Source organism: Nocardia sp. GTS18, from assembly GCF_013839555.1.
Lineage (GTDB): Bacteria > Actinomycetota > Actinomycetes > Mycobacteriales > Mycobacteriaceae > Nocardia > Nocardia rosealba.
Window position 1 is genome coordinate 196,710 of record NZ_JACBIU010000002.1, and the last position, 24,005, is coordinate 220,714.

Genomic DNA, 24,005 nt, shown 5'->3' on the forward strand with positions numbered 1-24,005 from the left:
TCGTCTCCTTGAAAACGCTTGGGGGACAACCCGATGAGATCGGCTCGTATCGCTGCGCCGTTACACCAGCAGCTCCGCGGTGGCCCGATGCACCGGCGCCGCGAGAACGATTGCGGGATCGCCTCTTTCGACGACCTCGCCGTGGTCGAGGACCAGCAGATCGGTGCAGTGCCTGGCGACCAGTGCCATGTCGTGGCTGATCAACAGGACGGCGGTGCCGTGCTCGGCGCGCAGGCGGTCGAGCAGGGTCATGACGCCCGCGGCCGTGTGCTGGTCGAGGGCCGTGGTGATCTCGTCGCAGATCAGGACGGCCGGATCGGCGGCGAGAGCTCGCGCCAGGGCGACGCGCTGACGTTGTCCGCCCGACAGTTCGTGTGGTCGCCTGCTCGCGAGGTCGTCAGGCAGATCCACATCGGCGAGCAGGGCGTCGACCCGCTTGCGCACATCCGGTTTCGGCACGCGGGCGATCCGCCGCAGTGGCCGGGCCAGGGTCTGTTCGACGGTTCGGCGAGGATTCAACGCTGCCAACGGGTTCTGCGTCACAAGCTGAATACCGTTGGCCCCCATCTTGATCCGTCGTCGTTTCCCGACCGGCGCCCGCATCCCACCCGCCTCGACAACCCCCGCCTCCCCGATCTGCAACCCTGCGATCACCCGCGCCAACGTGGTCTTGCCTGCCCCCGAAGGCCCGACGACCGCCAAGGCCGCCCCCGCCCGCACCTCCAGATCGATCTCGCAGAGAATTCGGTGGTTGTCGACGGTGGCGGTGATTCCTTTGGCGGACAGCGCAACACCTGGTTCGCCGGTGCCGTTTGTTGCGGTATTCGCAGGTGCGGAGAAGCCCTCGGCAACCGTGACCTCGCCTCGAGGCACTTCGTCACCGGACACAGCGGCACCGTTCGTGGGGCCCGACCGGCGGGACGCGGGTACGGCGCTGGGTGGGTGGACCTCGATCACCGTGTCGGCGATGGCGTGGACGGTGGTGGTGTCGTGGCCGGACAGCAGGACAGCGGTGGAGCCGGTGACAGCGAGATCGGCTATGAGCCTGGCTATTTCGGTACGCAAGGCGCCGTGCAGGCCGGCGAGGGGTTCATCGAGGATGAGGACCGTGGGGCGGCGGAGGAGTGCGCGGGCCAAGGCGACCCGGCGTTGCTGGCCGCCGGACAGGCGACCGACGCGGCGCCGCAGGAAGCTCTCGTCCAGCCCGACGCGATCGAGCATCGCTTGCCGTTCGGCCTCGGCGCTTCTCGGCGCGGCTTCGGCGAGGAGGGCGCGAACGCGCAGCAGGGGGTTCAGTTCGGAACCAGGGTCCTGGCCGACATAGGCGATGCGCTCGCGCCGGAACATCCGCAGCGCACGGGGATCGAGCCCGAAGACGTCCTGCCCCGCCACCAGCACCGCGCCCGCACACCGCATCCCCGCGGGCACGTACCCGAGCAATGCTCGCATCGCCGTCGACTTCCCCGCCCCGGAAGCCCCCGTCAGCGCCGTCACGGTCCCGGCCTTCAACCGGAACGACAACGGCGCAAGCAACACCGCCCCGGTCTCACTCACCACCGTCAGCCCGTCGACAACCGCCACATCCCCCGCGTCGGCCGGATCAGAGCCTTTACCAGCGGCCTCGGCCGAAGCTGGGCGTCGCTCCGAGGAATACTGCCCTCGCGCGCGCCCATCCGCTGTTTCGGCGCCGATCAGTGCGGGTCGCCCGTTCGGCCGCCCAGCCGACACCGACTTCTCTGCCGAAACTTTCGGCGCCACAACGTGCTCTACACCGGAGACAGATACCGACTCGTCGGGAGTCTGCGGGCGTCGGGTTTGGCGCGCGTGCTCGGCGGTGACCACCAGGTTCACCCCCACGGCGACGATCGCGATGGCGGCGCTGGGGGCCAACACCGCCCAGGGGTTGAGGAGGATGCCGGAGGCGTTGTCGCGGACCATGATCGCCCAGTTGTCGGCCCCGAGCGCGGGCACACCGAGGAAGGAGACGGTACTCACCAGGTAGATCGCCACGACGAAACGCAGGCCGAGCTGGGTGGTGAAGACCGAGCGGAGGTTGGGCAGGATCTCCCGGAAGATCAAGTAGGGCAATGATTCTCCGCTGGCGACGGCCGCTTCGACGTAGCCGGTGGCGGCGATGCTCGCGGCCGAGGCGGCGAAGATCCGTGCGCAGTAGGGCACACCGAACACCAGCGACACCACGATCAACGCCGCTACCCCACCCTGCGGCCAGGCGGTGAGCACGAGCAGGATGCCGAGCACGGCGGGCAGGAGAATGACGAGGTCGCCCGCGAGTTCGATCACCGAACCCGCCCGCGGCCGCACCGCGGCGACCGCCCCGAGCACCGCCGACAACACGGTCACCGCCACCGCGATCACCGCCGAGACCACGAGCAGCTGCGTCCCCCCGGTCAGCAGGTGACTGAACACATCGCGCCCGAGCCGATCGGTGCCGAGCACCGCACCCCCACCCGGCTCCGCGAACGGGATCCCCACCGCCTCTTCCGCCCCGTGCGGCGCGAACAGCGGGCCGACCAGCGCACCCAACACCACCAGCCCCACCCCGAAACCCGTACCCCACCGCCACGAACGCACAACTCCCCCGAAGCGCCCCGCCGTGCGCGAAGCGCTCCGGCCGAGCCCCCACCTTTCCGTACCCATCACGCCACCTCCACGGATTCCCCCAAGCCCCAGCCCTCACGCCGGGCTCTCCTCGGAATCCACCGGTCCACACCGATCACACTCGTCTTCCTCGACCCGCCCGCCCTGCGCACCTCACCCCCACAAGACTTGGACATTTGATCACCACGCTCTGGTGGCGGCATCGGCCGAGTAGCTCCCGCCACCAGCGCGTGGTGATCTCGAGCGCCGATCATCGGGCCCCCCGGATGGACCAGGTTCGGACGAGGTCGGCGGTGGCGAGCAGCAGCATGATGACGATGGCGGTGAGGGCGACCACGGCGGCGACGGTCGCGGTGTCGCGGTCGGCCACCGAGCCCGCGAGGACGGCGCCGACACCGGGGTAGTTGAAGAGGGTTTCGACGACCAAGGCGCCACCGAAGAGCATGCCGACGGAGGTCGCATACCCGGCGACGATCGTGGGGGCGGCAAAGGGCAGCATGTGCCGGAGCAGGATGACGCGGCGCGGAAGACCGTCCAGCACAGCACTTTCCACATGCGGAGCGGCGGCGACATCGAGGAGCGCAGACCGCACCACCCGCGTGTTCCAGCCGATCTGGGGAATCGCCAGCGCCAGCACCGGAAGCACCAGCATCTCGGGTCCCGCCGGGAATCCGGAGCGATCGGTGATCGTCACGGCGGGCAGCCAGCCGGTGGCCAGCGAAAACACCAGGATCAGCACGGTGCCGCAGACGAATTCGGGAACGGCGACGGCAATGGTCGTGGTCGGCTGCAGGATTCGCGAGCCGAAGGCCTTCGGCCGCATCGCCCACCAGCAGCCGAGAGCCAGCGAGCACACCACCGTGAGCAGCAGGGCGATCCCGCCGAGCAGCAGCGTCTGCGGAAACTTGTCGGCGAGCATGTCCCCGATCGAGTTACCGCGTGCGGTCCGGCCGAAGTCACCGGTCAGCACACCGGTGATCCAGTGCCAGAACTGCACCAGCAGTGCGCGATCCAGACCGAGCTCGTGTTCCTTGGCCGCGAGCTCGGCCGCACCGGCCTCCCTGCCCAGCACCGAGCGGGCCGCGCTGCCCGGCAGCAGGTCCACCGCGACGAACACGATGGCCAGCAGCGTCACCAGCAGCACGACCCGGCGCAGCGCGGGCAGGGCGAACGCTTTCACGGCACTCACGCCAACCAGGCACGTTCCAGCTGGACGCGGGCGAAACCGCCGAGGGTCGGCAGCCCGCGCACGGACGCGGCGGCGATGTCGACACCGTCGGCCATGCCCCACACCAGGTAGCCGCCGCGCTCGAACTCGATGCGCTGCAACTCACGCACGGCACGGCCGTATTCGTCGCCCGTCGTGGCGAGCGCCTTGGCGTTGGCCGCATCGAATTCGGGGTCGCGGAAGGCGGTTTCGTTGCGGTTGGAGCCCGAGGTCATCAGCTTGTCGGCCAGGAACAGCACCGAATCGTTGGTACCCCAGGACACGGTGTAGAGCGGGGCGTTCAACCAGGTCTGGTCGTAGAACGCGCCCGACTCGGCCACCTGCACGTCGAGGCGGACACCGATCTCGGCGAGCTGGGTGGCGATCACCTTCGCCGACTCGACCTCACCGGGCACCTCGGCCTTGGTGACGAACGGGTAGCTGCGCCCGGTGTCGAAATTCGCTTCGCGCAGCAGGGTTTTCGCCCGCTCGATATCGCGGCTGCGGCGCAGCGAGGTGTCGTAGAGCGGGTCGGCGGTGCCGAGCACATCGGCGGCGACCGTGCCGAACCCGGAGTGCACCTGGTTGACCAGCGCTTCCCGGTCCACGCCCAGCCGCAACGCGGTGCGCACCCGTGCGTCGGCGAACGGCCCGTCGGCGGCGCGCATCGCGACACCGAGCATGGTGTCGTCCGGGCGACGGATCACCTGCAGATCACCACGACCCGCGGCGGTGCGGCCCGCGATGGCACCGACATTGGAGGCCAGGTCGATCTGCCCACCGAGCACCGCGTTGCCGAGCGCGGTGACGCTGTCGAACATGGTCACCTCGATGGCGTCCAGCGACGGCGGGGTGCCGTGCCAGTTCTCGTTGCGCACCAGGCGGGCGTTGCCGTTCTGGTAGGACTCGAGCCGGAACGGACCGGAGCCGACGGCGGCGGCGAAGTCGGTGGTGCCCTGCGGGACGGTGAAGGTCATCAGCCGAAGCAGCAGCGGCAGTTGGGTATTGGGTGCGGGCACGGTGAACACCACGCGGTTCGGTCCGTCGGCGACGATGTCGTTCTCGGCGACCGGCATCTTCGACGCCCCGCCCACCGACCGCAGCCGCCGCATCGACCACACCACGTCATCGGCGGTGACCGGCGCGCCGTTGTGGAACTTGGCGCCCTCGGCGATGGTGAAGGTCCAGCGGCGGTTCTCGGCGTCGGCCTCCCACCGTGCGGCCAGGCGCGGCACGACATTCGGGTTGTCGCCGGGGACGGTCAGCGCGTCGTAGACGAGGGAGGCGATCAGGAAGTCGCTCTCGTTGCTGAGATTGGCGTGCGGATCACGTTCACTACGCGCGGCGGTACCGAGCGCGCCGACGCGCAGTGTGCCGCCCGGCTTGACGGTTCCGTTCGACTCCTCGCCGCTGGTGCACGCCGCGGCCAGCAGCACTGCGGTGAGACCGATGCCGGATTGCAGCAACTGCCTGCGTGTGAAACCCATGGTGTTCCTCCTCGAGCGGCGGGCGCCGGACCCCTTCACCGGGCGCCGCAAACTAGGCGAGGCTAGCCTAAAACAGTAGCCCGGTGGTGGTCTTCCTTTCGACCGAGACCGTTCCGCCACGCCGCCCACGGCCCCCGATTCAGCGACTGCCAGCGACTTCGGGTAGAAATCAGGCTCATACCCATAAGCTATTTGCCATGAGAGCATGTTAGGTAAGTCTTGCCTAATCCATTGCCAGGCACTACCTTCGCTCATCGAGTCTCCACCACCCGCGTTCGACCGATGCGAAGAAGGGAAGGCCGGTGAAAAGCGTTCTCTCCGAACGTAAAACGATTCACCTGCACGACATCGAGTACCGCGAGTTCGAGCCGGACGCCGCCAAGGCCGTTCGCCGCCTCGCCGCCGACATCCGACATCAACTGAGTGACCCACCGCACACTGAGACCCTGCACGACGCCGCCCTGCTGGCCGAGATCGATCGCCGCGCCGGCGAACTCCCGGCATCCGTGCGACACGCCGTTCGCCCACCCGCCACCGCGGCGGGTGCCACCGTGGTGCGCGGCCTGCCGGTGAGCGACGCCGAATTCGGCCTGACGCCTGCGGATTGGCAGAGCGCGGCCGTGTCGGCGGGCGACCCGACCCATCACGGCTCGCTCGAACTCGACATCATCCTGCTGCTGCTCGCCCGGTGCGCGGGTGACCTGTTCGGCTGGCTCGGTCAGCAGAACGGGCGGCTGGTCAACAACATCGTGCCCGCCGTCGGACACGAGCACGAACAGTCCGGCGCGAGCAGCGCGACGCTGCTGAGCCCGCACTCCGAGGACGCCTTCCACGCCGAACGCGCCAATCTGCTGATGCTGGCGTGCGTGCGCAATCCGGATCGGGTGGCTACCACCGTGTCCTCGATCCGCGAGGTGGAACTCAGCGACGAGGACCGCCGCATCCTGGCCACCCCTACGGTGCCGATCCTGCCCGATGTCTCCTACGGCACCGACTTCGGATCGTTCGCGCCACCGCTGCCTACCGTCTGGGTGGACGAAAACGGTTGCGACACCATCAGATACGACCCCGCCTATACCCCGCTCGACGACGCCGACCCGGCGTTCCGCGCGGCCTACGCCCGGCTCACCGCCGAGCTCGCGCGCGTCTGTCACGCTCCGGCGCTGGCGCCCGGCGAGCTCCTGCTCGTCGACAACGATGTGGCCGTGCACGGCCGGGTGCCGTTCCGCGCCCGCTACGACGGCACCGATCGGTGGCTCAAGCGCGTCAATATCCGCCTGCCGGAACGTCGTCGGCGGAGCGAGGAAGCGTCCGAGAATGGGTACGGGCAAGAGGTGATCGCGCCGTATCGGGCGCGCACCGATCGGACGGCAGGGCAGGACAGTGCAGATGAACGAGGATCCGTTGAACAACCGTGACCGCAGCGTCGGGCTCCGAGTGCTCTCGCGCAGCGATCTGGCCGATGTGCCGATCACGCCCGCCGAGGTGGTACGGGCCGTCGAGGAGGCCTATCTCGCCTTCGCCGCGGGCGAATCCGACAACCCGCGCAAGTTGAGCGTCGCCGATCCGGGTGGCTCGTCGGTGTCGTACGCGATGCTCGGCCGCGACGGTCGCCGCCGCGTGGTGGCGATGAAGACCTCCTACAAGTTCGACCCGGGTCACGACCGCAGCACCAAGCGGTACTACACCACCATCACCCTCTACGACGACACCACCGGCGCCCCCATCGCGATGATGGACTGTGCCCGGGTGGGCGCGTTGCGCACTCCGGCGGTGTCGGCACTGCTGGTGCGCGAGACGGTCCGCCGTGGTGCCGAGAGCGCGTTGCTCATCGGTACCGGAACGCAGGGGCGCAACGCGCTGCCACACCTGCTCGCGGCGAATCCGCAGCTACGCAAGCTGATGGTGTACGGCACGCACGCGGAGGGGTTGGCGGCGGTGCACGCGCAGCTGGCCGCCGAGGTGCCGCACGCGGTGCTGGAACAGGTGGACGATCCGTACGCAGCGGCACCCACCGCCGATGTGGTGCTGGCGACGGCCGGTCCCGGCACGGAGGTCGCGCTCGAATCCGCCCATCTGGCACCGGGTTCCGTCGCGGTGCTCGTGGGCTACGGGTTGGCACCGTCGACGTTGGTCGACGCCGATCGGGTGGTGGCGACCAGCGCCGCACAGATGGCACTGACCGGCACCGACATGGCAGGCCCCGACGGCACGCTGCGCTCGGTCGACGCCGAACTCCCCCAGATCCTCACCCGCGCGGCCACGGCTCGTCGCTCCGACGACGAGAAGATCTTCGTCTACAACAGCGGGCTGGTGCTCACCGATATCGCGGTCGCCCATGCGCTGGCGGCGCGCGCGATCGCCGAGGGGCGGGGTACGGAGGTGCCGCTGTGGGACTAGCCGGCGTCGACTCCGCCCAGGTAGCCGACGAATCCCATTCCAGCACAGCCGATCTCCTACCCCACTGTGCACCGCCGATGACTGCCTACACGGACGCGGTGGAGCAGAGGCTGCTCGACGATGCGCTGCTGCTCGGTGACATCGCCGAAGCTGTCGGCGGACCGTTCCACGTGCTGTTTCCGGAGCGGGTCACGGTGAACGTCAAGGCTTTTCACGCGACGTTCACCGACGCCGGTGTCGACGGGTTCGTCTATTTCGGGAAGAAGGCCAACAAGGCGGCATGTGTGGTCCGTGCGTGCGCGGAGGCCGGTGCCGGCGTGGATGTGGCCAGCACCGGCGAGTTGGTCGCGGCACTGGCACAGGGCGTGCGCGGCGAGGATCTGATGGTCACCGGACCCGCGAAGTCCGACGATCTACTGTGGCTGGCCACGCGTCATGGCGCGCTCATCGCCATCGATGCCGTCGATGAACTCGACCGGCTCGCCGCGCTCGGCCTGTCTGCCCGGATCGTGCTTCGTGTGCTGCCGGAGGGATCGACGAGCCGGTTCGGTCTGGATCCTCAGGAACTCACGCAGACGATCGGAGCAATTACCCCGGGCGGGCCGATCAGCTTGTCCGGCTTCAGCTTCCATCTGTCGGGTTACGACGCCACCGCCCGCGCCGAACAGGCCACGGCCCTGGTCGACCACTGCCTGAGGGCACGATCCGAGGGCCATCCCGCCGACATCATCTCGATCGGCGGCGGCTTCGGCGTGGACTACCTCGATGCCGATTCATGGTCGCGCTTCCGGGAATCACTCACCGACAACTGGTTTCACGGCAGCGCGCCGACGGAGGACTACTACCCCTATCATTTCCCGTCACCGGGTGCAGACATGCTCGGCGCCGTCCTTGCACACAACGGCCTCGCGAAAAGCTTGCGTGACAACGCCATACGCGTGGCTGTCGAGCCGGGACGCGCTCTGCTCGATCGCGCGGGCAGTTCCGTCTTCCGCGTGCAGGGCGTGAAAACCCGTACGACACAGGGTCACCCGTACGCCATCCTCACCGTCGACGGCACCAGCCTGAGCCTGTCCGAACAGTGGTTCGCCAGCGAATACCTGCCCGACCCGGTGCTGTGGCCGCAGCGACCCGGCACCACGACCCCCACCTGCGTGGGCGCGACAACCTGCCTGGAATCCGATCTGCTCAGCAGACGGCGCATCCCGCTGCCCCGCCGAGCTCGCGTCGGCGACCTGCTGATCTACCCGAACACCGCCGGGTATCAGATGGATTCCAACGAGTCACCGTTCCACGAACTCCCCCTGCCGCCCAAGGTCGTGCTGCGTGAGCGCGCCGACCGGCTGCGCTGGACCCTCGACGACACTTCCCGCTGACCCCCTTCCGATGGAGGAAACCCCATGGCTCTCGTCACGCGCGTGACGGATCTGATCGGCCGCACTCCGCTGTTCGAGCTGGCCGTCACCGACAGCGGCACCCGCCTGCTGCTCAAGCTCGAACAGTTCAACCCCACCGGCGCAGCCAAGATCCGGATGGCCCGCTCGATGGTCGACGATGCCGAGCGGCGCGGTTTGCTGCGCGATGGCGGGCATATCATCGAATCTACGTCCGGCAATACCGGGCTCGGCTTGGCGGTGGTCGCGGCCGAACGTGGCTATCGGTTCACCGCCGTGGTCGACAACCACGCCTGTAAGGACAAACTGCGCGCGATGAAGGCCATGGGCACCGACCTGGTGTTCGTCGCCGACGACGGTGACGACGAACTGGCCACCTCGGCACGGGAGGACCTCGCCGAGGCGATGGCCGCCGCCCGCGACGACGCCTTCTTCACCGAGCAGCACAACAACGACGCCAACGCCGTCGGCTACTACGCGGTCGCCGAGGAATTGCTGGCCGAGGTGGAGCGGGTCGACATCCTGCTGTCGGCGGTCGGTACCGGCGGGTCGCTGTTCGGCACCGCCACCCGCCTGCGTGAACTCGGCTGCGTACCGAAGGTGATCGGGGTGGAGCCGGTCGGGTCCATCGCCTTCGGCGGCGAGGGCGGCCCGTACTGGCAGTCGGGCACCGGCACCCCGCCGGGCGCGACCATCGGCACCGCGGTCGACTACAGCCTGCTCGACGAGGGTGTGAAGGTGAGCGATGTCGACGCGTTCGCCACCGCCCGCGCCGTCGCCAGGACACACGGTCTGCTGATCGGTGGTTCCGCGGGCGGTTCGGTGCACAATGCTCTGGCCCGGCTCGAGGAATTCCCGGCCGGTTCCACCGTGGTCACCATCGTGTGCGACGGTGGCGAGAAGTACTTGGACACCGTGTTCGACGACGACTGGATGAGCGCGCGCGAGCTGCTCGACCCGGCCGCCGAATGCGAGGTCACCACACTGCTGCGCCGGTTCTCACCGCTGCGGCGCCACGACGAACTGATGGAGGTCAGGTGAGCGCGATCGCGCGCGAAACGGAGACCGGGGAGCGCTGGTGACCGGCAAGAACACCGACACCAGCGCACTGGCCAAGCTGGCGACGCCGATCGCGTTGACCCAGCTGGCCCAGATCGCGGTGTCCACCACCAATCTCGTGCTGATGGGCACGCTCGGTGTCGCGCAGGTCGCGGCGGGCGGCCTGGCGCTGGTGTTGTTCAACCAGATCCGCACCATGTGCGTCGGCCTGATCACCGGCACCGGAAATCAGATCGCCGGTGCTCTCGGCGCGGCGGGCAAACGCGGCGAGTCGGCCGACGACGAGGTGCGCGCGGTGGTCCGGGCGGCGTTCGTCATCGCCACCATCGCCGGCCTGCTCGGTGGTGCGGTGCTGATCGGTCTCGGCTGGGCCCTGTCGTGGCTCGGGCAGGACACCGCCGTTCTCGACCTGGCCCGGCCGATGATGATCGCGCTGGCACCCGGCCTGCTGCCGTGCCTGTGGTTCCAGGTGTTGCGCCAGTACACCGTGGGCATGCAGCGTCCCCAGGCCTTGCTGATGGTGACGCTCGGTTCGGTCGTGCTGAACCTGGTGCTCGCGCTCGCCTTCATCCACGGCTGGGCGGGCATCCCCGCCTCCGGTCTGACCGGCGTCGGCATCGCCACCTCGCTGGTCTTCCTGATCACCTTCGGGGTGTTCTGGGCGATGGTGCGCCGCGACGAACAGCTCGGCGCCACCCTGCCGCGGACCCCGTGGCCAGTGCGCTGGGCGACCGTGCGCGAGGAACTTCGCCTCGGCACACCCATCGCCCTGACCTACGGTTCCGAGGCGGGCATGTTCTCGGTGCTCGCGCTGGTGATGGGGAGTTTCGGCCCGGCCGCCCTGGCCGCGCACAATGTCGTGTACCAGATCATCTACATCGTCTTCCAGGTCGCGATCGGCCTGTCGCACGGTGCGTCGATCCTGGTCAGCCATGCCGTGGGCCGCGACGAGTACAGCCACGCCAAGTCGCTGGCCTGGCTCGCCCTGCGCCATGCGGGCGTGCTCGCCATCGTCACGGGGGCGGTCTACGTCCTTGCCCCCGACGTGGTGCTCGCGCCTTTCCTCGACACCTCCGACACCGCGACCGTCGAGATCGCCCACACGCTGTTGCTCATCGGCATCGTGCTGCAGTTCTTCGACGCCGCCCAGAACATCGGGACGGGCCTGCTGCGCGGGCTCAAGGAAACCTCCGCGGGCTTCCGGCTCTCGCTCGTCGGTTACTGGGGTGTCGGCATCCCGGCCGCCCTGCTGTTCGCGTTCCCACTACATCTCGGGGCGGCGGGCGTCTGGTGGGGCCTCACGGCAGGCCTGGCCACGACGGCAGCGCTCATGCTCCGCAAGTACTTCAGCCTGCTCGACCAGGCGAGTACGACTCCGCTCCCGCGCATTCCCGCGACCCAGGCAGGATGACGGGCGGCGGTCGCCAGGACCGCCGCCCGTTCGTCGTGCGAAACCGTCAGATATTCACGCCGTAATCGCGGGCGATCCCCGCGAGACCGGACGCGTATCCCTGGCCGATGGCGCGGAACTTCCACTCGTTGTTGTGCCGGTACAGCTCGCCGAAGACCATCGCGGTCTCGGTCGACGCGTCCTCGGACAGGTCGTAGCGGGCCAGCTCGACACCGGTGTTCGCGTCGGTCACCCGGATGTAGGCATTGCGGATCTGTCCGAAGGACTGCCCCCGCGCCTGGGCGTCGTGGATCGACACGGGAAAGAAGATGTTCGTGATCGACGGCGGCGTGGCGGCCAGGTCGACATTGATCACCTCGTCGTCACCGTCGCCCTCACCGGTCAGGTTGTCACCGGTGTGCTCGATGGTCCCCTCGGGCGAACGCAGGTTGTTGTAGAACACGAAATGCTGGTCCGACAGCACCTTCAGGTTGGCCCCGGTCGCCAACGCACTGGCATCGAGGTCGTGGTCGGCGCCGGTGGTGGTCCGCACGTCCCAGCCGAGACCGACCGCGACCTTGGTGAGGTTGTCGGTCTGCTTCGACAGCGAGACATTGCCGCCCTTGGCGAGTGAGACGCTCATGAAAACCCTTCTGTCCTGATCGTGTTCAGTGCTGCTGCTCGGCCCAGGTGCGCAAGGTCTCGACCCGGCCCTCCAGGGCGCGCAGCTCGGTGTCGTCGAGAACCGTTCGCTGGATGCCCCGGTCCACCGCGAAGGCCGACTGACGGTGGTCGTCGATCACATCGACGTCGATCCGCACGGCGGCGTAGTCCTCGGCCTCGGGCATCTGCTCGGCGATCACCGTCGCCCGGCCACGGGCCGACAACGCCACATTGCCGCCACCAAGGATCAGCAACGCCACCTCGGGCCGCTCCCGCAACCGGGCGAGCGACCCACGATTGGTGCGCAGGCTGATGAGGATGCGCCGGTCGCCCGCGCGCACCGGCCAGGAAACCGGAATGGCGTGCGGGGCGGGATCGGTGGTGACCAGTACCGCGATGGTTTCCTGTGGCCACACCGGCAACACGTCGAGTTCGGGATGATCTGTCAACTCGCCGTGTTCTACCGGATCGACTTCTGTTGCCATCTACCTCACCTCGACGATCGTCGGACACCCCAGCCCGCCGCGAACAGCGAGCTCGCCACCGAGTCTAAAGCGCTGTGCCACTTGCCGCTAACGTCTCGGCAGCGATCGCCGGGCATTCACCCGACCAAGATCGTTAGCCGTCGGGTAGCTGCGTACCGCACTCGGGTTCGACCGGAACCGATCTCGCGGTGTCGCGCGTGGTCAGCGCGGCCAGTGGGCGCGCCAGTCCTCGGCCGTCAGCGGTAACCGCTCCCCGCGCGCCGATTCCGCCGCGTCCTCGGCCGCACGGATGGCCGAGGCGAAATCGAGAGTGGCCTTGCGCAGGCGTTCCTCGGCGGAGTCCGGGCCACCCAACTCCACCGTGCGCAGGGCACCGGGGACCAGGTCGTCGGGCAGGCCGGCGCGGGCGCTGCGGGACCGAACCTTTTCGGCGAGCGCGAGCGCGGGCTGGGCCATGGCGATGCCGTCGAGGCAGGAGCGGCGGGCCTTCTCGGCGGATTTGCGCTCCTCCCAGGCCTTTTCCTGCGCGGCGATCTTCTCGGCCACCGAGATGCCGGGCGGCAGGTCGGCCTCGATCAGATGCGGACTGCGGTGGACGAGCTTACCGACCAGTGCCGCCGCCACGTCGTCGACGGTGAATTCGCCTGCGGCTTCGGCGATCCGGGAGTGGAACAGCACCTGCAGCAGCAGGTCGCCGAGTTCCTCCTTGATGGTCTCGTAGTCGCCGGAGCCGATGGCGTCGAGCAGTTCGTAGGTTTCCTCGAGCAGGTAGGGGCGCAGCGAATCGTGGGTCTGGGTGGTTTCCCAGCCGCCGAAGTGCCACAGCCGGTCCATCACCCGCACGGCGTCGGCCAAGCCCGCCGCGACGACGGCGGTATCGGCCGCCTCCTGAGCCTCGCTCATACGCTCGCCTCGGCGGGCACCGAAAGATCCACCATCCCTTGCGGTTTGCCGTCGAGCACCAGCAGCAGGTCGGCGACGAATTGCAGCACCGCGACATCGCGGACCCGGTCGGCGCCGACACTGTCGGTGACCCGCGGCAGCGGCAACTGCACCATTCCGCTGGCCGCCCGGTAGGTGGCGCTGGGGTAGATCCGCTTGAGCCGCATCTGTTTCGAGTCGGGCAGGTTCAGCGGGGCGATCTTCAATGTCGAGCCGGTGACCACGATCTCGGACACCTCGTACTCGCGTGCCAGCAGCCGCAGCTTCGCCACCGACACCAACCTGCCGACCTCCACCGGCACCGGCCCGTACCGGTCGACGAGCTCCTCGACGACGGCTGCCAGCGCCGAATCGTCCTGCGCGGAGGCGAGTTTGCGGTATGCCTCGAGCCGCAGCCGGTCGCTGGCGATGTAGTCGGGCGGGATGTGCGCGTCGACCGGCAGGTCGATCCGCACCTCCTTGATCTCCTCGGTGACGATCGGTTTGCCGTCGGCCGCCGCCCGGTAGGCCTCCACCGCCTCACCGACCAGCCGCACGTACAGATCGAAACCGACGCCCGCCACGTGACCGGACTGTTCGGCGCCGAGCACGTTGCCCGCGCCACGGATCTCGAGGTCCTTCATCGCCACCGCCATACCGGCGCCGAGATCGGAGTTCTGGGCGATGGTCGCCAACCGGTCGTAGGCGGTCTCGGTGAGCGGCTTCTCCGGCGGGTAAAGGAAGTAGGCGTACCCGCGCTCGCGCGAACGACCGACCCGGCCGCGCAACTGGTGCAGCTGCGAAAGGCCGAGGGAGTCGGCGCGTTCCACGATCAGGGTGTTGGCATTGGAGATGTCGAGACCGGTCTCGATGATCGTCGTGCACACCAGCACGTCGTATTCGCGCTCCCAGAAACCCTGCACGGTGCGCTCGAGCTGGTCCTCGTTCATCTGCCCGTGCGCCACGACCACCCGCGCCTCGGGCACCAGATCGCGAATCTTCTTGGCGGCCTTGTCGATCGAGGACACCCGGTTGTGCACGTAGAACACCTGACCGTCGCGCATCAGCTCGCGGCGGACGGCGGCGGTGACCTGCTTGTCGTTGTAGGCGCCCACGTAGGTGAGCACCGGATGACGTTCCTCGGGCGGGGTGAGGATGGTCGACATCTCGCGGATCCCGGCCAGGCTCATCTCCAGGGTGCGCGGAATCGGGGTGGCCGACATGGTGAGCACGTCGACATGGGTACGCAGCGCCTTGATGTGCTCCTTGTGTTCCACACCGAAGCGCTGCTCCTCGTCGACGATCACCAGGCCGAGGTCCTTCCAGCGAACCCCGGTCTGCAGCAGCCGGTGGGTGCCGACCACGATGTCGACGGATCCGTCGGCCATTCCGGCCAGGATCTCCTTGGAGTCGGACGCGTCGGTGAAGCGCGAGAGGCCCCTCACCGTCACCGGGAAGCCCGCCACCCGCTCGGTGAAGGTCTGCAGGTGCTGCTGGGCCAGCAGCGTGGTGGGGACGAGCACCACCACCTGCTTGCCGTCCTGCACCGCCTTGAACGCCGCGCGCACCGCGATCTCGGTCTTGCCATAGCCGACGTCGCCGCAGACCACGCGGTCCATCGGGACGGGCTTCTCCATATCGGCCTTCACATCGGTGATGGCGGTCATCTGGTCGACGGTCTCGGTGAACGCGAACGCGTCTTCCATCTCCTGCTGCCACGGGGTGTCCGGACCGAAGGCGTGTCCCGGCGCGGCCTGCCGGGCGGCGTAGAGCTGCACCAGTTCACCGGCGATCTCGCGAACGGCCTTGCGCGCCTTGCGTTTGGTGTTCGCCCAGTCCGAACCGCCCAGCTTGGACAGGCTCGGCAGCTCGCCGCCGACGTAGCGGGAGAGCTGATCGAGGGATTCCATCGGCACGAACAACCGGTCGCCGGGCTGGCCGCGCTTGCTCGGCGCGTACTCGATCACCAGGTATTCGCGGCGCGCACCGCCGACGGTGCGTTCGATCATCTCGACGAAGCGGCCGATGCCGTGCTGGTCGTGGACCACCATGTCACCGGCCGACAGGGCCAGCGGGTCGACCTGGTTGCGGCGCTTGGCGGGCAGCCGCTTGCCCTCGCTGGGCGCGGTGACGCGGTTGCCGGTGAGATCGGATTCGGCGACCACGACCAGGCCCGCGTCGTCGAAGATCAGCCCGTCGTGCAGCGAACCGCACAGCACACCGACCACGCCCGGCTCCGGAACCGCCCCCGCCGGAAGGAGTGCGGCGGGCACCTCGGCCTCACCGAGCCGTTCCAGCACACGCTGGGCGGTGCCGTGCCCGGTGACCACCACGACGGCACGCCCACCGGTCGCCACGTGCGCGCGCAGCGAGGCGAAGATGGTCGCGACCAGATCCTCCGACCCACGCGCGGTCGGGCCCGCCAGCACCGGCAGGTTCACCTCGACAGGATCGCCGGAACTGAGCGGGCTCAACGTCCACCAGGGCAGCCCGAGTTCGTCTGCGCTGCCGTGCAATTCGGGCAGCGAACGGTAACCGGAGGCGGCCAGGTCGAGACCGTGCGCGCCGAGCGGGGCGTCGCTGCCGAAGGAAGCCGCCGTCCAGGAGGCCTCGAGGAATTCCTCGCCGGTGCGCACCAGATCGGCCGCGCGGGTACGGATCTTCTCCGGGTCGCACAGCAGCAGGTGGGTGCCCTCGGGCAGAGCCTCGGTGAGCAGGCTCAGCTTGCCGGGCGCCAGGACGGGAAGCAGCGCCTCCATGCCGTCGACCGGGATGCCCTCGGCGATCTTGTCGAGCATTTCGACGAGCGCGGCGTCGGCGGCATTGTCGACCGCGACCGCGGCGGCGCGTTCGCGCACCGGCTCGGTGAGCAGCAGTTCGCGGCACGGCTGGGCCACGACCACCTCGACGCTCAGATCGTCGATGGAGCGCTGATCGGCGACGGCGAACGGGCGGAGCTCGGTGACCTCGTCGCCCCAGAACTCCACGCGCACAGGATGATCGGCGGTGGGCGGGAACAGGTCGAGAATGCCGCCGCGCACCGCGAACTCGCCACGCTTGCCGACCATGTCGACTCGGGTGTAGGCGAATTCGACCAGGCGCGCGAGCAGGGCGTCGAAGTCGTGGTCCTCGCCGACGCGCAACACGATGGGCTCGATATCGCCGAGGCCCGCCGTCATCGGCTGCATCAGCGACCGCACCGTGGTGACCACCACACGCAGCGGTTCCGGGTACACCGGGTCGTCGGGGTGGGCGAGCCTGCGCAGCACCTCCAGCCTGCGCCCGACCGTGTCGGGTCCGGGTGAGAGGCGTTCGTGCGGCAGCGTCTCCCAGGACGGGAACATCGCCACCGAGTCGCCGAGCATCTCGGCCAGCTCGACGGTCAGGTCGTCGGCCTCGCGGCCGGTCGCCGTGACGACGACCAGCGGACGCTGGGCGGCCACGGTGCTCGCGACGAACGCGCGCACCGCCGAGGGGGCCACCAGTTCCACCCCGGACTTGCCGACCAGATCGGCCACCGTCCGCAGCGCGGCATCACCCCCAGCCGCCTCGGCCAGACCGGCGAGCGGGGGACGAAGGGAGGACATGAACGCTCCTGAATGCGCAGACGGGATGGTCGAGGAGGACGTAGCAAAGTCTAGTCACCGGGTCCGACATCTCCCCGAGCTGGGCGAGACTCCGCCCACGCGGCGTAGGGTCGCAAGCGTGAGTCTGGCTCAACGTGAACGCCACGCCCTTGTTCGGTCGGCACTCGCGGCGGGTGCCGAAGCGCCGACGCTGTGCGGCACCTGGACCGTCTACGACCTCGCCGCCCACCTGGTTGTGCGCGAACGCAGGCCCGATGCCGCGCTCGGCATCCTCCTGAAGCCGATGGCGGGCTACCTCGACAGACAACAGGCCAAGATCCGGCAGCGCCCGTTCCCGGAGCTCGCCGAGCAGATCCGCACCGGTCCACCGCTGTGGTCACCGCTGCGCCCGGTCGACGCGATGGTGAACCTGACCGAGATGTTCATCCACCACGAAGACATCCGCCGCGGCGAACCAGGTTGGGAACCAAGGCAATTGGCCGATGCCGACGAGCAGCGGCTGTGGCGGGCGCTGCGGGCGATCGCCCGGGCGAACTACCGCAGGTCGCCCGTGCCGCTGGTACTGGCCACGCCGGGCGGCGAGCGGATCACCGCGCACGCGGGCACCGGCGACGCGGTGGTGCTCACCGGCCCGCCGTCGGAACTGCTGCTGCACGCCTTCGGTCGCGACGAGGTGCGGATCGAGGCGAGCGGACCCGACGCCGACGTGCGGGCCGTGCTCGCCACCGACCGCAGCGTCTAGACCACGTAGCGGCGCAACCGGCGCGCCGCGAACTCCCGGAAATACGACAGCTTCTCGGGCGGAACGATCGAGGGCAGCAGGAAATACCAGGCCCGTTCCATCCGGGTGGCCATCTGATCCATCGACTCGGTGCCCACCGCGACGATGTGCACGCCCGCGGTGAGTTCCTGCAGCAACAGCCCGACCACCTCGGCGTCGAGATCGGCGAGCAGGTCGCCCTGGGAGATCGCCCGCTCCGACAGCACCCGGTACGTCTCACCCCAGGTCTTGGCGATGTTGTCGCCCTGGGCGCCCCGATAGTCACCGATCTGGTGGGTGAGTTTGAGCATCGCACCGACCATCGGATCGTTCATCGACAGATCGGCGACCACATAGGTGATGCCGATGCACGCCTCGAGCGCGGGCACCCGGGAATCGAAGAAACCCTGACACGACCCGATGAGCCGTTCGTTGCCCTGATCGACCACCGCCCGTGCCAGCTCCTCCTTGGAGCCGAAGTGAAAGTACAAGGCGCCCTTGGTCACATTGGACTGCGCGATGATTTCGCTGAGGCTCGCGTTGGCGTAGCCCAAACGGAGAAAGACATCGGCAGCGCCAGCAAGGACGGAGTCGCGGGTGATCTCCGCGCGCGCTTGCCTAGCCATCAGATCCGCCTGTCATCCAATAATCCAGCCATCCTGAAGTAGACCGACATCCCGAAATTGATCGACATACCGCCCGGCAGCACCCAAAAGGATGGGTGAACCGTACCACCAGACCCCTCGGGGGCACCCGAATCCTGGATTCGCTTCCGGCACGGGCGCTATCGACCGGTTACCCCGGCTTGGGCCCCGCGATGTTCGTATTCCATTCGGAGCTGAGACCCGGTTCGGCTTCCAAGTGGCTCAAACCGTTCCAGCACAGGTTCACCAGATGCGCCGCGACCACTTCCTTCGGCGGGGTGCGCTCGTCGAGCCACCAGGTGGCCGCCGTCGACACCATGCCGACGAGCGCCTGGGCGTAGAGCGGGGCGAGGCTGGTGTCGAGATCGCGGCGGGCGAAGTCGCCCGCGAGAATGTGCGCCACCTGATTGACGGCCTCGTTGAGCAGGCTCGAGTACCGGCCGTCGGCGTTGGGCGCCGGCTGGTCGCGCACCAGGATGCGGAATCCGTCGGTGCGTTCCTCGATGTAGGTGAGCAGCGCGAGCGCCACCTGTTCGAGCCGCAACCGCGACCGGTTCTGGGTGAGCGAGGAGGTGACCATGTCGAGCAGCATCGACATCTCGCGGTCGACCACCACCGCGTAGAGCCCTTCCTTACCCCCGAAATGCTCGTAGACCACCGGCTTGGACACCTGCGCACGCTGCGCGATCTCCTCGATCGACGTGGCGTCGTAGCCCCGCTCCGCGAACAACGCGCGACCGATCTCGATCAACTGCTGGCGCCGCTGCGTACCGGTCATCCTCGGCCTGGCCACCCGACCCGGATCACTAGAAGACAACTTCCCTGCCTCTCCACCACCTGCCGGACCCACCACCCCCAACTGTCTCAGACCGCACAACGCCACCACATCCCCACCCTGCCGACGACTGATCTCGCGAGCACATGGGTAACTCGTCGGGTACCGGCTGACCAGGCCACTTCCGCACGCTTGCCGCGTTTCCGACTCGCCCCGCACCTGAGTCCGGCCAAAATTCGCGGAGTGGCGGGCAAGCCAAAATTCGCGGAGAGGCGGACTGCTATGCGAGGATCATGGCCGTGCCGTAGCACAGTGGTGGGCTCTGACTGCCCACTGGTGTGGCGATCCGCCGTAGTGTAATGGCAGCACCTCTGATTTTGGTTCAGATAGTTCAGGTTCGAGTCCTGGCGGCGGAGCACACACGGGCACAGTGACGTATCGTCGGCCCGCACCCCATCACCGACCGACCGAACCCGCCACAGCACACTCGCTGACCGGCAGCCGAGGGAGATCCATGCCACCGCAGACCGCCGTCGTCGTTCTCGCAGCCGGGGCTGGGACGCGAATGCGGTCGAAGACTCCGAAAGTGCTGCATCCGCTCGCGGGACGCTCGATGCTCTCGCACGCGCTGCACGCCGCGGCGGAGATCGACCCCACCCACCTGATCACCGTCGTCGGGCACGACCGCGACAAGGTCGGCGCCGCCGTCGCCGAGGTCGGCAAGGAACTCGGACGCGAAATCGTCTGTGCGGTACAGGAACAGCAGCTCGGCACCGGCCACGCCGTGCAGTGCGCGCTCGAGGCCGTGCCCGCCGATTTCACCGGTGACCTGCTCGTCACCTCCGCCGATGTGCCGCTACTCGACGGGCACACCCTCGGTGCCCTGCTCGACGAGCACCGCAGCTACGCCGAACGACCGGCGGTCACGGTGCTCACCTTCGTCCCCGACGACCCGAACGGCTACGGCCGGATCGTGCGCGACGACGACGGTCAGGTCGCCGAGATCGTCGAGCACGCCGACGCGACCCCGGCCCAGGCCAAGATCAAAGAGGTCAATTCCGGCGTCTACGCCTTCGACGCCGCCGTGCTGCGCACCATGATCGGGCGGCTGTCCACGGCCAATGCCCAGCACGAGCTGTACCTCACCGACGTGCTGCGGCTGGCCCGCGAGGCCGGGCATCCCGTGCACGGCGCGCGACTGGTCGATTCGAACAAGGTCACCGGGGTCAACGACCGGGTGCAGTTGTCGCAGGCCGGTGCCACGCTCAACCGCTACATCCTCGAGCGGCACATGCGCGCGGGCGTCACCGTCATCGATCCGGCCACCACCTGGGTCGACGCGAGTGTGCGGATCGGGCGCGACGCGGTCCTTCGCCCCGGAACCCAGCTGTTCGGCGAGACCCACATCGGGGAGGACGCCGAGATCGGGCCCGACACCACGCTCACCGATGTGATCGTCGGCGCGGGCGCCAAGGTGGTGCGCACCCACGGCGAGCAGGCCGAGATCGGCGAGAACGCCAACGTCGGACCGTTCAGCTACCTGCGCCCCGGCACCGTGCTCGGCGAGCACGGCAAGCTCGGCGCGTTCGTCGAGACCAAGAACGCGACGGTCGGCGCGCACTCCAAGGTTCCGCACCTCACCTACGTCGGTGACGCGACGATCGGCGAGTACAGCAACATCGGCGCGTCCAGTGTTTTCGTGAACTACGACGGGGTGAACAAGCACCACACTGTGGTCGGTTCCCACGTGCGGACCGGCAGCGACACCATGTTCATCGCTCCGGTAACCGTGGGTGACGGCGCCTATACGGGTGCGGGTACTGTACTGCGCAGGAGCGTTCCACCCGGGGCACTTGCCGTGTCGGGTGGGCCACAGCGCACCATTGAGAACTGGGTGCAGCGCTACCGTCCCGGAACCGCTGCGGCACGCGCGGCGGCGGAAGCCATCGCGGCAGACGAGACGTCGAACAAGGCAATCGAGCAAAAGGATGGCAACCAGCAGTGACCGCGTTCTCGATCGACAATCAGAAGAACTTGATGCTCTTCGCCGGCCGGTCACATCCTGAGCTTGCCGAGCAGGTCGCCAAGGAACTCGATGTCGACATCACCCCGCAGACCGCGCGTGAGTTCGCCAACGGTGAGATCTTCGTCCGGTTCGAGGAGTCGGTGCGCGGTTCCGACGCCTTCGTGCTGCAGAGCTTCCCGGCCCCGCTGAACCAGTGGCTGATGGAACAGCTCATCATGATCGACGCGCTCAAGCGCGGTTCGGCCAAGCGGATCACCGCCGTGCTGCCGTTCTACCCCTACGCCCGCCAGGACAAGAAGCACCGCGGCCGCGAGCCCATCTCCGCCCGCCTCGTCGCCGACCTGCTCAAGACCGCCGGTGCCGACCGCATCATCAGCGTCGACCTGCACACCGACCAGATCCAGGGCTTCTTCGACGGCCCCGTCGATCACATGCACGCGCTTGTGCAGCTGTCGGACTACATCCGCACCAACTACTCCACCGACAACCTGGCCGTGGTCTCCCCCGACGCCGGCCGCGTGAAGGTCGCCGAGAAGTGGGCCGACGCGCTCGGTGGCACCCCGCTGTCGTTCATCCACAAGACCCGCGACCCGTTGGTCCCCAACCAGGTGAAGTCCAACCGCGTCGTCGGTGACGTCGAGGGCCGCACCTGCGTGCTGATCGACGACATGATCGACACCGGTGGCACCATCGCCGGTGCGGTGAAGGTGCTCAAGGAAGCCGGCGCGGGCGATGTCATCATCGCGGCCACCCACGGTGTGCTCAGCGACCCGGCCGCCGAGCGCCTCGCCAACTGCGGTGCCAAGGAAGTCGTCATCACCAACACTCTGCCGATCAGCGAGGAGAAGAAGTTCCCGACGCTGACGGTGCTGTCGATCGCGCCGCTGCTGGCCCGCACCATCCGCGAGGTCTTCGAAAACGGCTCGGTGACGGGCCTCTTCAACGGCAACGCTTGAGTTTGCTCACTGACGGCCCTCGGCATCGCGCCGGGGGCCGTTCGTGTGTCGGCATCGTGGTGCCGAGGGTCGGTTGGGTGATACTGGGAACGGTAGCCCGACGATAGCCCGATCTGGGAGGTCTCGATGAGCACACCGCAGGAATCCGGATCCGGGGAGGGCGAGTACCGGCCTCGGCATGCCAAGCCGGAGCGGCCCGAGGTGTCGTATTCGCTGTCGGACGAGCCGGTCGAGCCATCCCATGGCGCCCACGAGGCCAAATATCCCGGCAGGCCCGAGGTGTCCTACGGTGGGTTGCCCGTCGACGACTCCGATGGTGATGTCGAGGCGCCCGCGGGTAAGACCTGGTCGACAGTGGCGTTCGTGTTCGCCGTGATCGCACTGCTGTTCTTCCCGATCATCTTCGGAGTGCTCGGGATCGCGGCGGGGCTGTACGGGAGCAAGAAAGGTGAACCGCTCGGCAACTGGTCGGCCGTGGCTGCGCTGTTCGCGTTGCTCGCGGGACTGGCGATCCGGGTGTTCTTCTTCGACGCCGACATCATCCCGTCACAGAACTGAGAACCGCACGCACGATGAACGCTTTCACCGGTTTCCCCCTGGCGGGCCTGGACTTCTACGAGGATCTGGAGGCCGACAACTCCAAGGCCTTCTGGACCGCGCACAAACACACCTACGACGAGGCGGTGCGGGCGCCGATGGTCGCCCTCACCGCCGAACTGGCGGCCGAATTCGGGGACGCCAGAGTTTTCCGGCCCTACCGCGACGTCCGATTCTCCGCCGACAAGACGCCCTACAAGACTCATCAGGGCGCGGTGGTCCACCTTTCCCCGGGTGTGGGCTGGTATGTGCAGCTCAGCGCGGCCGGGCTGTCCGTCGGCGGCGGCTGTTTCCGGCCCGCGCCGAGTGCCCTGGCCGTCCTGCGCGCCACCATCGACGACGACGTGCGTGGCCGCGAACTGGAGAGCATCCTGGCCGCGATCACGGCCGCCGGTTTCGACCTCGGCGGCGAACAGCTCAAGACCCGCCCCAAGGGTTACCCCGTCGACCATCCGCGCATCGGATTGCTCCGCCACAAGTCGCTGATCGTTCGGCGCGACTACGGCGCACCCGACTGGCTCGAGACCCCCGCGGGCGTCACCGAGGTCCGGCGAGCCTGGAACGAGCTACGTCCGCTCATCGAATGGCTGGCCGCCGTCCTCGAAGGCGTCGACTGATCCGCGCGGGCGTGCCTTCCCGGCGCCGGTCGGCCCACGGGCCGATACTGGCACCATGAGCCGTGAACCGCTGGACATGGACATGGGCGACGACGATCAGGCCGACGACATCATCGAATACGAACGCAATATCGAAGACCCGCCCGCGGACTACGTGATCCGCAACCGCGAGGCCGACGCCGACGGCTTCCTCGGTATCAGCGAGGAACTGTCCGAGGAGTGGACCGAGAGCGGCGAGCGCCACGAGGAGATGGAAGAAGACGAGCGCCCCGCCGAAGAGGCCGCCGTCCGCGCTTTCGACGAGGACTCCCTCGACAACGCCGACCTCGACGGGGACGAGAACCTGATCAGCGGCGAAGGGGTCGCCGACGAACTCGACCTCTAGAACCGCCACACCCTGACGACCTGCTCGATCGGC

The 24,005-nt window shown here is 68.3% G+C and carries 20 protein-coding genes and 1 tRNA gene; 12 read left to right on the forward strand and 9 right to left on the reverse strand.

Annotation, left to right across the window (positions count from 1 at the left end; genetic code table 11):
• Positions 1-60: 60 nt before the first annotated feature.
• The 3 genes from HYG95_RS04075 to HYG95_RS04085 form a co-directional block, all read right to left on the reverse strand.
• Positions 61-2,658 carry an ATP-binding cassette domain-containing protein gene (locus HYG95_RS04075; RefSeq protein ID WP_220139018.1) on the reverse strand — a complete coding sequence of 866 codons (2,598 nt, stop codon included), beginning with the start codon at positions 2,656-2,658 and terminating at the stop codon, positions 61-63.
• A 211-nt stretch (positions 2,659-2,869) separates the two neighbouring features.
• Positions 2,870-3,808 carry an ABC transporter permease gene (locus tag HYG95_RS04080; protein ID WP_181696660.1) on the reverse strand — a complete coding sequence of 313 codons (939 nt, stop codon included), beginning with the start codon at positions 3,806-3,808 and terminating at the stop codon, positions 2,870-2,872.
• Complete coding sequence (locus tag HYG95_RS04085) at positions 3,805-5,313, reverse strand: ABC transporter substrate-binding protein (protein ID WP_181696661.1); 1,509 nt, start codon at positions 5,311-5,313, stop codon at positions 3,805-3,807. Before HYG95_RS04085 ends, HYG95_RS04080 begins: the two co-directional genes overlap by 4 nt.
• 302 nt (positions 5,314-5,615) lie before the next feature.
• Here HYG95_RS04085 and HYG95_RS04090 point away from each other — a divergent pair, with 302 nt between their 5' ends.
• The 5 genes from HYG95_RS04090 (at position 5,616) to HYG95_RS04110 (ending at position 11,577) form a co-directional block, all read left to right on the forward strand.
• Positions 5,616-6,731 (forward strand): TauD/TfdA family dioxygenase, encoded by a 1,116-nt coding sequence (locus tag HYG95_RS04090; RefSeq protein WP_181696662.1) that lies wholly within the window; start codon positions 5,616-5,618, stop codon positions 6,729-6,731.
• On the forward strand, positions 6,703-7,713 hold the full coding sequence (locus HYG95_RS04095; protein ID WP_181696663.1) for an ornithine cyclodeaminase family protein: 1,011 nt from the start codon (positions 6,703-6,705) through the stop codon (positions 7,711-7,713). Before HYG95_RS04090 ends, HYG95_RS04095 begins: the two co-directional genes overlap by 29 nt.
• 77 nt (positions 7,714-7,790) lie before the next feature.
• The gene (locus HYG95_RS04100; RefSeq protein ID WP_181696664.1) at positions 7,791-9,089 is read left to right on the forward strand and encodes an alanine racemase; all 1,299 of its coding nucleotides are present in this window, start codon (positions 7,791-7,793) and stop codon (positions 9,087-9,089) included.
• Positions 9,090-9,113: 24 nt separating this feature from the next.
• Positions 9,114-10,148 carry a PLP-dependent cysteine synthase family protein gene (locus HYG95_RS04105; RefSeq protein ID WP_181696665.1) on the forward strand — a complete coding sequence of 345 codons (1,035 nt, stop codon included), beginning with the start codon at positions 9,114-9,116 and terminating at the stop codon, positions 10,146-10,148.
• 37 nt (positions 10,149-10,185) lie between these two features.
• Positions 10,186-11,577 carry an MATE family efflux transporter gene (locus HYG95_RS04110; RefSeq protein ID WP_181696666.1) on the forward strand — a complete coding sequence of 464 codons (1,392 nt, stop codon included), beginning with the start codon at positions 10,186-10,188 and terminating at the stop codon, positions 11,575-11,577.
• A 46-nt stretch (positions 11,578-11,623) separates the two neighbouring features.
• On the opposite strand, the gene HYG95_RS04115 is transcribed toward HYG95_RS04110, so the two are convergent.
• The 4 genes from HYG95_RS04115 to mfd all read right to left on the reverse strand — a co-directional run bounded on the left by HYG95_RS04115 (position 11,624) and on the right by mfd (position 17,212).
• On the reverse strand, positions 11,624-12,199 hold the full coding sequence (locus tag HYG95_RS04115; RefSeq protein WP_067485544.1) for a TerD family protein: 576 nt from the start codon (positions 12,197-12,199) through the stop codon (positions 11,624-11,626).
• A 25-nt stretch (positions 12,200-12,224) separates the two neighbouring features.
• Complete coding sequence (locus HYG95_RS04120; RefSeq protein WP_225278688.1) at positions 12,225-12,704, reverse strand: pyridoxamine 5'-phosphate oxidase family protein; 480 nt, start codon at positions 12,702-12,704, stop codon at positions 12,225-12,227.
• Between the two features lie 201 nt (positions 12,705-12,905).
• Positions 12,906-13,607 (reverse strand): MazG family protein, encoded by a 702-nt coding sequence (locus HYG95_RS04125; RefSeq protein WP_181696667.1) that lies wholly within the window; start codon positions 13,605-13,607, stop codon positions 12,906-12,908.
• On the reverse strand, positions 13,604-17,212 hold the full coding sequence (gene mfd, locus HYG95_RS04130; protein ID WP_181696668.1) for a transcription-repair coupling factor: 3,609 nt from the start codon (positions 17,210-17,212) through the stop codon (positions 13,604-13,606). The genes HYG95_RS04125 and mfd overlap by 4 nt, the downstream gene beginning before the upstream one ends.
• 118 nt (positions 17,213-17,330) lie before the next feature.
• Here mfd and HYG95_RS04135 point away from each other — a divergent pair, with 118 nt between their 5' ends.
• Entirely contained in the window at positions 17,331-17,954 is a 624-nt protein-coding gene (locus tag HYG95_RS04135; protein ID WP_181696669.1) for a TIGR03085 family metal-binding protein, read from the forward strand.
• On the opposite strand, the gene HYG95_RS04140 is transcribed toward HYG95_RS04135, so the two are convergent.
• Both HYG95_RS04140 and HYG95_RS04145 read right to left on the reverse strand, forming a co-directional pair.
• Positions 17,951-18,598 carry a TetR/AcrR family transcriptional regulator gene (locus tag HYG95_RS04140; protein WP_067485534.1) on the reverse strand — a complete coding sequence of 216 codons (648 nt, stop codon included), beginning with the start codon at positions 18,596-18,598 and terminating at the stop codon, positions 17,951-17,953. The genes HYG95_RS04135 and HYG95_RS04140 overlap by 4 nt on opposite strands.
• 169 nt (positions 18,599-18,767) lie before the next feature.
• Positions 18,768-19,394 (reverse strand): TetR/AcrR family transcriptional regulator, encoded by a 627-nt coding sequence (locus HYG95_RS04145; protein WP_181696670.1) that lies wholly within the window; start codon positions 19,392-19,394, stop codon positions 18,768-18,770.
• 342 nt (positions 19,395-19,736) lie between these two features.
• On the opposite strand from HYG95_RS04145, the gene HYG95_RS04150 reads away from it, so the two are divergent.
• The 6 genes from HYG95_RS04150 (at position 19,737) to HYG95_RS04175 (ending at position 23,972) form a co-directional block, all read left to right on the forward strand.
• Positions 19,737-19,807, forward strand: a tRNA-Gln gene (locus HYG95_RS04150).
• Positions 19,808-19,905: 98 nt separating this feature from the next.
• The gene (gene glmU / locus HYG95_RS04155; RefSeq protein ID WP_181696671.1) at positions 19,906-21,396 is read left to right on the forward strand and encodes a bifunctional UDP-N-acetylglucosamine diphosphorylase/glucosamine-1-phosphate N-acetyltransferase GlmU; all 1,491 of its coding nucleotides are present in this window, start codon (positions 19,906-19,908) and stop codon (positions 21,394-21,396) included.
• Positions 21,393-22,373 (forward strand): ribose-phosphate diphosphokinase, encoded by a 981-nt coding sequence (locus tag HYG95_RS04160; RefSeq protein WP_181696672.1) that lies wholly within the window; start codon positions 21,393-21,395, stop codon positions 22,371-22,373. The genes glmU and HYG95_RS04160 overlap by 4 nt, the downstream gene beginning before the upstream one ends.
• 126 nt (positions 22,374-22,499) lie before the next feature.
• Entirely contained in the window at positions 22,500-22,931 is a 432-nt protein-coding gene (locus HYG95_RS24460; RefSeq protein ID WP_220139019.1) for a hypothetical protein, read from the forward strand.
• Positions 22,932-22,945: 14 nt separating this feature from the next.
• Positions 22,946-23,587, forward strand: a complete 642-nt coding sequence (locus tag HYG95_RS04170) for a DUF2461 domain-containing protein (protein WP_181696673.1) — start codon at positions 22,946-22,948, stop codon at positions 23,585-23,587.
• A 55-nt stretch (positions 23,588-23,642) separates the two neighbouring features.
• Positions 23,643-23,972 (forward strand): hypothetical protein, encoded by a 330-nt coding sequence (locus tag HYG95_RS04175; RefSeq protein ID WP_181696674.1) that lies wholly within the window; start codon positions 23,643-23,645, stop codon positions 23,970-23,972.
• Positions 23,973-24,005: the final 33 nt, after the last annotated feature.

Bases quoted from the DNA above. Each gene is read 5' to 3' on its own strand.
- HYG95_RS04075 (WP_220139018.1), bottom strand. From the start codon at position 2,658: ATGGGTACGGAAAGGTGGGGGCTCGGCCGGAGCGCTTCGCGCACGGCG.
- HYG95_RS04085 (WP_181696661.1), bottom strand. From the start codon at position 5,313: ATGGGTTTCACACGCAGGCAGTTGCTGCAATCCGGCATCGGTCTCACC.
- HYG95_RS04095 (WP_181696663.1), top strand. From the start codon at position 6,703: ATGAACGAGGATCCGTTGAACAACCGTGACCGCAGCGTCGGGCTCCGA.
- HYG95_RS04100 (WP_181696664.1), top strand. From the start codon at position 7,791: ATGACTGCCTACACGGACGCGGTGGAGCAGAGGCTGCTCGACGATGCG.
- HYG95_RS04105 (WP_181696665.1), top strand. From the start codon at position 9,114: ATGGCTCTCGTCACGCGCGTGACGGATCTGATCGGCCGCACTCCGCTG.
- HYG95_RS04115 (WP_067485544.1), bottom strand. From the start codon at position 12,199: ATGAGCGTCTCACTCGCCAAGGGCGGCAATGTCTCGCTGTCGAAGCAG.
- HYG95_RS04120 (WP_225278688.1), bottom strand. From the start codon at position 12,704: ATGGCAACAGAAGTCGATCCGGTAGAACACGGCGAGTTGACAGATCAT.
- HYG95_RS04125 (WP_181696667.1), bottom strand. From the start codon at position 13,607: ATGAGCGAGGCTCAGGAGGCGGCCGATACCGCCGTCGTCGCGGCGGGC.
- mfd (WP_181696668.1), bottom strand. From the start codon at position 17,212: ATGTCCTCCCTTCGTCCCCCGCTCGCCGGTCTGGCCGAGGCGGCTGGG.
- HYG95_RS04140 (WP_067485534.1), bottom strand. From the start codon at position 18,598: ATGGCTAGGCAAGCGCGCGCGGAGATCACCCGCGACTCCGTCCTTGCT.
- HYG95_RS04145 (WP_181696670.1), bottom strand. From the start codon at position 19,394: ATGACCGGTACGCAGCGGCGCCAGCAGTTGATCGAGATCGGTCGCGCG.
- glmU (WP_181696671.1), top strand. From the start codon at position 19,906: ATGCCACCGCAGACCGCCGTCGTCGTTCTCGCAGCCGGGGCTGGGACG.
- HYG95_RS24460 (WP_220139019.1), top strand. From the start codon at position 22,500: ATGAGCACACCGCAGGAATCCGGATCCGGGGAGGGCGAGTACCGGCCT.
- HYG95_RS04170 (WP_181696673.1), top strand. From the start codon at position 22,946: ATGAACGCTTTCACCGGTTTCCCCCTGGCGGGCCTGGACTTCTACGAG.
- HYG95_RS04175 (WP_181696674.1), top strand. From the start codon at position 23,643: ATGAGCCGTGAACCGCTGGACATGGACATGGGCGACGACGATCAGGCC.